Raw genomic sequence first — 9,311 nt, forward strand, 5'->3', positions numbered from 1 at the left:
AACTAACCTCTAAATACAGCTTCAATTTGAGAAAAAGTAAAACCACGATACTGTAAAAAACGAAATTGCTTCGCTTGCTCAGACTTCAATTTCGGTACCAACTTACCAAAACGCTTTTCTCGTGCCTGACAAGCAGATTTTACCCAGCTTTCATCATCAACACTTATCATATCCCCATTAATACCCCGTTTCTGCAATTCCTGCCTAATATGCAATGGACCAAAACCCTTATTTGACCTATGACGTATATAAGCCTCAACAAAACGTTCATCACTTAACAAATTATCAGCTTGTAATTGAGCTAACACAGACTCAATTACATCCGCATCAAAACCCTTTCGCGCTAGCTTATTACTCAATTCTAAACTAGCGTGTTCACGTCTTGCCAAATACTCCATCGCACAATAACGCGCTTGCGTCAGCGAAGAAGGCGTAATTTTCATTTCTTAGTTTTCTTAGATTCTGGCTTTTTAACTACAACAGCATCTTTTTTAGGCAATAACTTATCACGGATTTGTTCCTCAATAGAAACTGCAATATCCTTATGCTCTTTTAAAAACTTACGCACATTATCCTTACCCTGACCAATCTTATTACCCTGATAACTATACCACGCCCCCGCCTTATCAATAATATCATGCTTAGCACCTAACTCAATTAATTCACTTTCATGAGAAATACCCTCACCATACAAAATATCAAATATCACCTCTTTAAAAGGCGGAGCCACCTTATTTTTTAGAACCTTAACGCGCGTTTCATTACCGATTATTTCATCACCACGTTTAACCGCCCCAATACGACGTATATCAAGACGAATAGTCGCATAAAACTTTAAAGCATTACCACCAGTAGTAGTTTCTGGCGAACCAAACATAACCCCTATTTTCATTCTAATTTGATTAATAAAGATTACCAAAGTATTAGTACGATTTATATTACCAGTAAGTTTACGTAAAGCTTGTGACATTAAACGCGCTTGCAAACCCATATGAGAATCACCCATATCACCCTCAATTTCCGCTTTAGGTGTAAGAGCTGCTACAGAATCAATAATAACCAAATCAAAAGTACCAGAACGAACCAAAGTATCAGTAATTTCTAAAGCCTCTTCACCATTATTAGGTTGCGAAAGGTACAACTCATTAACTTGCACACCTATTTTCTCAGCATAACTACTATCAAGAGCATGTTCAGCATCTATAAACGCAACTAAACCACCCTTTTTTTGAACCTCAGCCGCTACTTGCAAAGTTAATGTCGTTTTACCAGAAGATTCTGGTCCAAATATTTCAACAACACGCCCCATTGGTAAACCACCAACACCTAAAGCTATATCTAAACCTAAAGAGCCAGTTGAAACAGATTCAATATCCATAGTATCAGCAACATCATCTAAACGCATAACTGCCCCCTTACCAAACTGTTTTTCTATTTGTTTAAGTGTTGTGGCTAAAGCCTGTTTTTTATTGTCATCCATATATCTTCTCCCGATTTGAACTACCTAATTTATAATCAATATTATATCAAAAAAACACGACTTTTTCCACATATTTATCAAAGTAAAATTCATTATATTTCAATGTATTACAACTATATTTGCCAGCAGTGCTTGAAACATTATTTCACATCTGATACAATACAAAATATTCATAATATTATTAAGAGCATAACATGACTGTATCAGAAGAAATAAGACAACAATTTATTGAATTTATTAAAGGTCAAGCTTTTGATGATCAATATATTGATCGTCAAGAAGAAAAACGTATTGTTGAAGTGGGTATAAAAAATGAAATCAGCGTAGAAGAAAGCTTATCGCTAATACAACAAGTAGTAACAGAAAAAGGATTGGTATTAGAACGACAAACTGAAGATCATGTTAAAGACACCTTAGAAACCTTTGCAAGTGACGGTAAAGTCGATAAAAAAGAATTTGAAGACGCGCTCACAATATTCAAAAAACTAACTAAAGGCAAAATGCCAGAACCAGAACTAAAAAGAAGACTCAAAAACATTATGGAAACAAATGGCTGGAAAGCTAAAGAAGGTGGACTATTTGGCTCAAAATGGTATTCTGCGATTAATTAAACCATGCCATTACTCAAACGCATATATTATTCATTCATAATGACGTATAAATATCGCGCTGCTTTATTAGATATTTATCGTCGCACCCAACCCAATGTTCAACTACATAAAATATCACCAGCCAGCTTAAAACAACAAGGAATTGAAATATTAGCACTTGACTTTGATGGCGTATTAGCCGCTCATGGAGAAACTTATCCTAACCAAGAATTAGATAATTGGTTAAATCAATCAATTAAAGTTTTTGGTGCCAAAAATATATTTATACTATCAAATAAACCAATGCAAAAACGTATTGATTATTTTAAATCTTATGGAATTGACTTCATAACCCAAGTCAAAAAAAAACCCTATCCAGATGGATTAAACAAAATAATTGCATTAACAGGTACAAACAATCAAAAACTGATGCTATTTGATGATCGCTTATTAACAGGATGTTTAGCTGCTTGCATTGCAAAAGTACCAGTAACTTATATTACTAAACCTTATAAATTAACACTATTCTTTAACAGCTTAAGATTTTTAGAACGTGGTATAATACAATTATACGGTTTTATGAAATAAATATTCCATATCTTTTAAATGCTTCTCTAACGACAAAGATAACATTGAAGAAATAGTAAACAAAGTAGCCAACACATTTAAATTAGAATCAGCATCACAAGCAGCACGAATACGTTCTAAAAAATGATAATTCAAAGTTTGAACTTCCTTAAAACGTTGCTTCAAACCCACAAATTCTAAATCAAAATCACCATCTTTTTGATAAGTATAATATTGATCCAACAAATAAGATGAAGCCATACGAAAAACAGTTTCATCAAGAGAAGCAAATGGCAAATGATAAAACGCCATACCACGTAAATGAGATAATAAAGGACATGTACTACTCGCCATCACAAATCCAATTAAAGCTCTCAAACCAGTTTGAGCATCAGTACGTTTAAAATATTCACGTTCTGGAGTTCTGACATGAATATCAACTTCTTTACAAGAAAGAATCTCTTTAAACCCTAAAATTATATCATAAGAATCAATGGCAACAGGACAATGTGAATATTCATCCTGTTTTAAAGGACAATTAGAACATTGATGAAAACCTAATTCTGTCCAAGCTGGATATAAATTTTTATCTAAAATAGCTTGACGAGATCTCTCAAAATTAACAAAATACTCTAAAACCTTTCCATCATTCATGGTAAAGGTATATTCAATAAACATACTAAAAATTGATATGAAAAAAGACTTTATCAGAAATAATGAATAATTAAACGCGAATTTTATGCCATTATTTGAAGAGAATCATGAGAAATGTACATGGAAGTTTACTACCGAGGGTCGGACTCGAACCGACACGGTGTTGCCACCACCAGATTTTGAATCTGGCGCGTCTACCAGTTTCGCCACCCCGGCATTAATCTAACTATTATAACAAATTATTCATTAAAAAATCAACACTTTTTTCAAAAATGCAACGTACTGATTTTACATTTGATTTACCTGACAACTTAATTGCTCAACATCCACCCACATCAAGAACCAGTAGTAAATTACTATTTATTGATCCAGATACTAACAAATTCAAAGATCTTTCATTCCTTGAATTTCCACAATTATTAAATCCCAAAGATTTATTAGTATTTAACAATACTCGCGTTATACCAGCTCGAATCTTTGGACATAAAGCTTCTGGAGGTAAAATTGAAATATTACTCGAACGCATACTCAATAAAAATCAAATATTAGCACAAATACGCGCCAGCAAAACACCAAAACCTAATACCGATTTATATCTTGATGCTGACATTAAAGTGACAGTTTTGCAACAATTAGACAATTTTTTTAAATTAGAATTTCATGACACACGTTCTGTTTATGAAATTTTACCAGAAATAGGACATATTCCTTTACCACCATATATCAAAAGAACTGATACACCTATAGACAAACAACGCTATCAAACAATTTATGCTTCTAAACTAGGTGCAGTTGCCGCGCCAACTGCTGGATTACATTTTGATACAGCTATGATCAAACAAATTCAAAATATGGGGATAGAAACCACATTTATCACCTTACATGTAGGAGCAGGAACTTTCTCACCAATACGAGTAAATGACATCAGCCAACATACTATGCACGCCGAATATTTACAAGTCAGTCAACAAGTATGTGAACAAATTCAAGCCACACGCGCTCGCGGTGGGCGTGTAATTGCCGTTGGTACAACCAGTGTTCGTGCCTTAGAAACCGCTACTGATAATGGCATTATCAAACCTTATCAAGGAGAAACACGCTTATTTATAACTCCCGGTTATAAATTTCAAAGCGTTGATGCACTATTAACCAATTTTCATCTACCAGAATCCACTCTATTAATGTTAGTTTCTGCCTTTGCAGGGCAAAAACAAGTTTTAGCCGCTTATCGTCATGCAGTTGCTCAACAATATCGTTTTTTCAGTTATGGCGATGCCATGTTTATGAACTTGCAATAATAGATTCTAATTTTTTTAATGCAACTGAAAAATCATCATTTATAACTAAATAATCAAAATCAAGACAATGACTGATTTCCTCAGCTGCACCACTCAAACGTCTAGCTATTACATCATCACGATCTGTAGATCTGCTACGTAAACGCTCTTCTAAAACCGCTCCTGAAGGTGGTAAAATAAAAATACTAACAATATCTGGCATTAAGCGGCGAACAGTCTCCGCGCCTTGCCAATCAATCTCTAAAATAACATCTATACCATCATTTAAACACTTCATCACCTCTGGTTTTGAAGTACCATAATAATTCTCAAAAACCTGAGCAGATTCTAAAAACAAATCATCCTTTAACATCTGCTTAAACTCACTCTCAGCGATAAAATGATAATTCACTCCATCCTGTTCCCCATCACGCGCTTTACGTGTAGTATGTGATACCGATACAGTAAGATCATCAATAGATTCTATTAATGCTTTAACCAAACTCGTTTTACCAGCACCAGATGGTGCAGATATAATATATAAAGTTCCTTTACTCACCACTTTTCCTTATTCGATATTTTGCGTTTGTTCACGCATTTGTTCAATCAACACCTTTAATTCAATAGCATGATGAGAAGTATTAATATGATTAGATTTTGCCCCCAAAGTATTAGCCTCACGATGTAATTCTTGCACTAAAAAATCTAAACGTCGGCCCACAACCTTGTTCTCACTTAAAATTTTCCGTATTTCTACAATATGAGTTTTTATACGATCCAGTTCCTCTGCAATATCCATTTTTTGCGCTAAAACTATCATTTCTTGTTCTAGCCGCTCACTATTTACTTCAACTAATTCAGTTAAACGTGTTTCTAAACGTTCGCGTTGAGCCTGTAAAATCATTGGTAATTCATTACTAATTTCCCTTACCTGATCTAAAATTGCCACACAGCGTTGTTCAATAAACCCTGCTAATTGCGCACCTTCGCGTTCTCTATGTCCTATTAACTGCTCTAAAGCTTTCTGAAAAACCATGATTATAGTCTCAGAAATAGTATTAACATCCACCGTCTCAGTTTCTAATACCCCCGGCCAACGTAATATGTCTAAAGCATTAGGTAAATCACTACTACCAGTAATTTTATTGATCTCTTCTGTAGCTTCGCATAATTGTTGTGCTAATGTTTTATTAATATGTAATTTTACATTTTCATTTTGATTCATTTGAAAATATAAAGTACAATCCACTTTACCGCGTTTCAGGTATTGCTGAATATGTTCACGTATTTTAATTTCTAAACGACGACAATCATCAGGAAGACGAATACAAATATCTAAATAACGATGATTAACTGAACGTAATTCCCAACATATCTGACCCCAAGTTTCTTGTTGATCAAAACGTGCAAATGCAGTCATACTGCAAATCATAAAATCTTCCTTTGTAATTAAACTAAATAGGTAAAAATGAGACAAACCACCACTATATCAAAACATTTTTTGAACCGCTTCTCGAAGCTATATATTACTTCTATGTTTCTAATAGCTATATTGACTATAGCAAACTATTTTCTACATATTAGCTCTATCATATCCTTAATTTTAACTATTGCTATCCTCATCACTGTAATTATAATTCATCACACCTTACAACAACAAATAGAAGCATTAGAAACATTATATAAAGAACGTACTGCTGAATTAACCACAGCCAATGCAGAATTAGCCCGTGCTGCTCGTCTTAAAGATGAATTTCTTGCAAATATGAGTCACGAATTGCGTACACCACTAAATGCAATTTTAGGAATGTCAGAAATGTTACAAGAAGGTATCTATGGTAATCTTGATGCAAAACAAATCAAATCAGTTCACACCATTGAAGAAAGTGGTCGTCATTTATTATCTCTAATTAATGACATTCTTGACTTAGCAAAAATTGAAGCAGGTAAGGTAAAACTAGATATCATACCTGTATCTGTTCCCAGTGTTGCTAAGGTATGTTTACGTCTAATTAGACAATTAGCAATCACAAAACGTTTAAAAACTTTATCAAATTATGACAATCAAGTCAATATCATTCAAGCTGATGAACGTTATCTAAAACAAATTTTACTTAATTTATTAAGTAATGCAGTTAAATTTACTCCTAAAGGAGGAACAATCACATTAGAAATTACAGGTGATGCTGAACAAAATATTGTTAATATTACTGTTTCAGACACTGGGATGGGAATTGCTGAACAAGATATGGATTTTCTATTCAAACCATTTGTACAAATTGATGGAGGCTTAAGTAGAGCGCATGAAGGAACTGGTTTAGGATTATCCTTAGTTTATCGCTTAACTGAATTACATGGCGGCAGTATCTCTGTAGAAAGTAAAATAGATCAAGGTAGTCGATTCACTGTCTCTTTACCTTGGAAAAACATTATTCCAGATAATACTAAACAATCACAACAAGCCATTTCTAAAGCTACTCTTTTAGTAGTAGATGATAATCCTAAAATTATCAACATATTATCTGACTTTCTAAAAATTAAAGCAGATCATATCTTCATCGCAGCAAATGGAATTCAGGCTATTGAAAAAACCAAAGAAGTACAACCAAATATTATTTTAATGGATCTTCAAATGCCAACTATGGATGGGCTAGAAGCTATTCGTCAAATTAGAAAACATAATAAAACAATACCAATTATTGCTATTACAGCACTTATCATTCCCGGTGACAAAGAACGTACTTTAGAAGCAGGAGCAAATATGTATTTAACTAAACCTTTAAATTTAAATACTTTAGCTAATAATATTAACTCATTACTCTAGTGAAAAGACCTGTCAGGTTTTTAAAACCTGACAGGTCTAATTTTCTACAGGCAATAAAAAACCTCCATCAGTACATACTGATGGAGGTTGAATTTGAATTTCTGGCAGTGTCCTACTTTCACATGGGGAGACCCCATACTATCATCGGCGCTAAGTGGTTTCACTTCCGAGTTCGAGATGGAATCGGGTGGTTCACACTTGCTATGGCCGCCAGAAAAAACGGTATGTTGGTTTAAATACCAACTAAAAATATTAGGAAAATTGATCTTATTACATTCATTATAACACAAAATCCTTTGGGTGTTATAGGATCAAGCCTCACGGTCAATTAGTACTGGTTAGCTTCATACATTACTGTACTTCCACACCCAGCCTATCAACGTCGTAGTCTTCAACGGACCTTGAGGATCCTTAAAGGATCGGGAAATCTAATCTTGAAGGAGGCTTCCCGCTTAGATGCTTTCAGCGGTTATCCCGTCCGTACATAGCTACCCAGCAATACCATTGGTATGATAACTGGAACACCAGGGGTACGTCCACTCCGGTCCTCTCGTACTAGGAGCAGCTCTTCTCAAATTTCCAACGCCTACGGCAGATAGGGACCGAACTGTCTCACGACGTTCTAAACCCAGCTCGCGTACCACTTTAAATGGCGAACAGCCATACCCTTGGGACCAACTACAGCCCCAGGATGTGATGAGCCGACATCGAGGTGCCAAACTCCCCCGTCGATATGAACTCTTGGGAGGAATCAGCCTGTTATCCCCGGAGTACCTTTTATCCGTTGAGCGATGGCCCTTCCATACAGAACCACCGGATCACTAAGACCTACTTTCGTACCTGCTCGACGTGTCTGTCTCGCAGTTAAGCACCCTTATGCCTTTGCACTCAATGCACGATTTCCGACCGTGCTGAGGGTACCTTCGCACTCCTCCGTTACTTTTTAGGAGGAGACCGCCCCAGTCAAACTACCCACCATACACTGTCCTCAACCCGGATAACGGGTCTAAGTTAGAACCTCAAACGTGCCAGGGTGGTATTTCAAGGGTGGCTCCACGAAAACTAGCGTTATCGCTTCAAAGCCTCCCACCTATCCTACACAGGCAAATTCAAAGTCCAGTGTAAAGCTATAGTAAAGGTTCACGGGGTCTTTCCGTCTAGCCGCAGGTATACTGCATCTTAACAGCAAATTCAATTTCGCTGAGTCTCGGGTGGAGACAGTGTGGCCATCGTTACGCCATTCGTGCAGGTCGGAACTTACCCGACAAGGAATTTCGCTACCTTAGGACCGTTATAGTTACGGCCGCCGTTTACCGGGGCTTCGATCAAGAGCTTCGCTTACGCTAACCCCATCAATTAACCTTCCGGCACCGGGCAGGCGTCACACCCTATACGTCCACTTTCGTGTTTGCAGAGTGCTATGTTTTTAATAAACAGTCGCAGCCACCTGGTTATTGCAACCCTCTTCTGCTCAGAAAGTAAATTTCTTCACATACCAAGGGCACACCTTCTCCCGAAGTTACGGTGCTATTTTGCCTAGTTCCTTCACCCGAGTTCTCTCAAGCGCCTTAGGATTCTCACCCTGTCCACCTGTGTCGGTTTGGAGTACGGTTTCATATCATCTGAAGCTTAGAGGCTTTTCTTGGAAGCATGGCATCAACCACTTCAGCTCTACAAAGAGAGCCTCGTTATCAGTTCTCGACATTAAACACCCGGATTTACCTAAGTATTCTGTCTACAACCTTGAACCAGAACAACCAATCTCTGGATGGTTTAGCCTTCTCCGTCCCCCCATCGCAATGATACAAAGTACAGGAATATTAACCTGTTTCCCATCGACTACGCATTTCTGCCTCGCCTTAGGGGCCGACTCACCCTGCGCCGATTAACGTTGCGCTAGGAAACCTTGGACTTTCGGC

The 9,311-nt window shown here is 36.6% G+C and carries 9 protein-coding genes, 1 tRNA gene and 2 rRNA genes (1 of these 12 only partly in view); 4 read left to right on the forward strand and 8 right to left on the reverse strand.

Annotation, left to right across the window (positions count from 1 at the left end; all coding sequences use genetic code 11):
• Window positions 1-2 precede the first annotated feature (2 nt).
• Window positions 3-443 carry a regulatory protein RecX gene (locus BHU68_RS00735; RefSeq protein ID WP_069469959.1) on the reverse strand — a complete coding sequence of 147 codons (441 nt, stop codon included), beginning with the start codon at window positions 441-443 and terminating at the stop codon, window positions 3-5.
• Window positions 440-1,480: a recombinase RecA gene (recA, locus tag BHU68_RS00740; protein WP_069469958.1), complete on the reverse strand. Its 1,041-nt coding sequence runs from the start codon at window positions 1,478-1,480 to the stop codon at window positions 440-442. The genes BHU68_RS00735 and recA overlap by 4 nt, the downstream gene beginning before the upstream one ends.
• A gap of 194 nt (window positions 1,481-1,674) precedes the next feature.
• On the opposite strand from recA, the gene BHU68_RS00745 reads away from it, so the two are divergent.
• Window positions 1,675-2,091: a hypothetical protein gene (locus BHU68_RS00745; protein ID WP_069469957.1), complete on the forward strand. Its 417-nt coding sequence runs from the start codon at window positions 1,675-1,677 to the stop codon at window positions 2,089-2,091.
• A gap of 39 nt (window positions 2,092-2,130) precedes the next feature.
• Entirely contained in the window at window positions 2,131-2,658 is a 528-nt protein-coding gene (locus tag BHU68_RS00750; RefSeq protein WP_083234111.1) for a YqeG family HAD IIIA-type phosphatase, read from the forward strand.
• Here BHU68_RS00750 and BHU68_RS00755 read toward each other — a convergent pair.
• Both BHU68_RS00755 and BHU68_RS00760 read right to left on the reverse strand, forming a co-directional pair.
• On the reverse strand, window positions 2,638-3,315 hold the full coding sequence (locus tag BHU68_RS00755) for a DUF6901 family protein (RefSeq protein ID WP_069469955.1): 678 nt from the start codon (window positions 3,313-3,315) through the stop codon (window positions 2,638-2,640). The two genes, BHU68_RS00750 and BHU68_RS00755, sit on opposite strands and share 21 nt — an antisense overlap.
• 108 nt (window positions 3,316-3,423) lie before the next feature.
• Window positions 3,424-3,507 (reverse strand) — tRNA-Leu (locus tag BHU68_RS00760).
• A 56-nt stretch (window positions 3,508-3,563) separates the two neighbouring features.
• Between BHU68_RS00760 and queA the strand changes: the two genes are divergently transcribed.
• A complete protein-coding gene (gene queA, locus BHU68_RS00765) occupies window positions 3,564-4,589 on the forward strand; it encodes a tRNA preQ1(34) S-adenosylmethionine ribosyltransferase-isomerase QueA (RefSeq protein WP_069469954.1) in 1,026 nt (341 codons plus the stop codon).
• Here queA and gmk read toward each other — a convergent pair.
• Complete coding sequence (gene gmk / locus BHU68_RS00770) at window positions 4,573-5,127, reverse strand: guanylate kinase (RefSeq protein ID WP_069469953.1); 555 nt, start codon at window positions 5,125-5,127, stop codon at window positions 4,573-4,575. The genes queA and gmk overlap by 17 nt on opposite strands.
• A 9-nt stretch (window positions 5,128-5,136) precedes the next feature.
• Entirely contained in the window at window positions 5,137-6,000 is an 864-nt protein-coding gene (locus tag BHU68_RS00775; RefSeq protein ID WP_069469952.1) for a YicC/YloC family endoribonuclease, read from the reverse strand.
• A gap of 102 nt (window positions 6,001-6,102) precedes the next feature.
• Here BHU68_RS00775 and BHU68_RS00780 point away from each other — a divergent pair, with 102 nt between their 5' ends.
• Window positions 6,103-7,392 (forward strand): ATP-binding response regulator, encoded by a 1,290-nt coding sequence (locus BHU68_RS00780; RefSeq protein ID WP_069469951.1) that lies wholly within the window; start codon window positions 6,103-6,105, stop codon window positions 7,390-7,392.
• Between the two features lie 99 nt (window positions 7,393-7,491).
• Here BHU68_RS00780 and rrf read toward each other — a convergent pair.
• Both rrf and BHU68_RS00790 read right to left on the reverse strand, forming a co-directional pair.
• Window positions 7,492-7,607: ribosomal RNA gene (gene rrf, locus BHU68_RS00785) — 5S ribosomal RNA — on the reverse strand.
• A 92-nt stretch (window positions 7,608-7,699) separates the two neighbouring features.
• Window positions 7,700-9,311: ribosomal RNA gene (locus tag BHU68_RS00790) — 23S ribosomal RNA — on the reverse strand (it continues 1,288 nt past the right edge of the window).

The sequence above is a fragment of the Candidatus Marithrix sp. Canyon 246 genome (assembly GCF_001723685.1).
Taxonomy (GTDB): Bacteria; Pseudomonadota; Gammaproteobacteria; order Beggiatoales; family Beggiatoaceae; genus Marithrix.

Coding starts and splice junctions, on each gene's coding strand:
- BHU68_RS00750 (WP_083234111.1), top strand. CDS start 2,131: ATGACGTATAAATATCGCGCTGCTTTATTAGATATTTATCGTCGCACC.
- BHU68_RS00755 (WP_069469955.1), bottom strand. CDS start 3,315: ATGTTTATTGAATATACCTTTACCATGAATGATGGAAAGGTTTTAGAG.
- BHU68_RS00745 (WP_069469957.1), top strand. CDS start 1,675: ATGACTGTATCAGAAGAAATAAGACAACAATTTATTGAATTTATTAAA.
- queA (WP_069469954.1), top strand. CDS start 3,564: ATGCAACGTACTGATTTTACATTTGATTTACCTGACAACTTAATTGCT.
- BHU68_RS00780 (WP_069469951.1), top strand. CDS start 6,103: ATGTTTCTAATAGCTATATTGACTATAGCAAACTATTTTCTACATATT.
- BHU68_RS00775 (WP_069469952.1), bottom strand. CDS start 6,000: ATGATTTGCAGTATGACTGCATTTGCACGTTTTGATCAACAAGAAACT.
- recA (WP_069469958.1), bottom strand. CDS start 1,480: ATGGATGACAATAAAAAACAGGCTTTAGCCACAACACTTAAACAAATA.
- BHU68_RS00735 (WP_069469959.1), bottom strand. CDS start 443: ATGAAAATTACGCCTTCTTCGCTGACGCAAGCGCGTTATTGTGCGATG.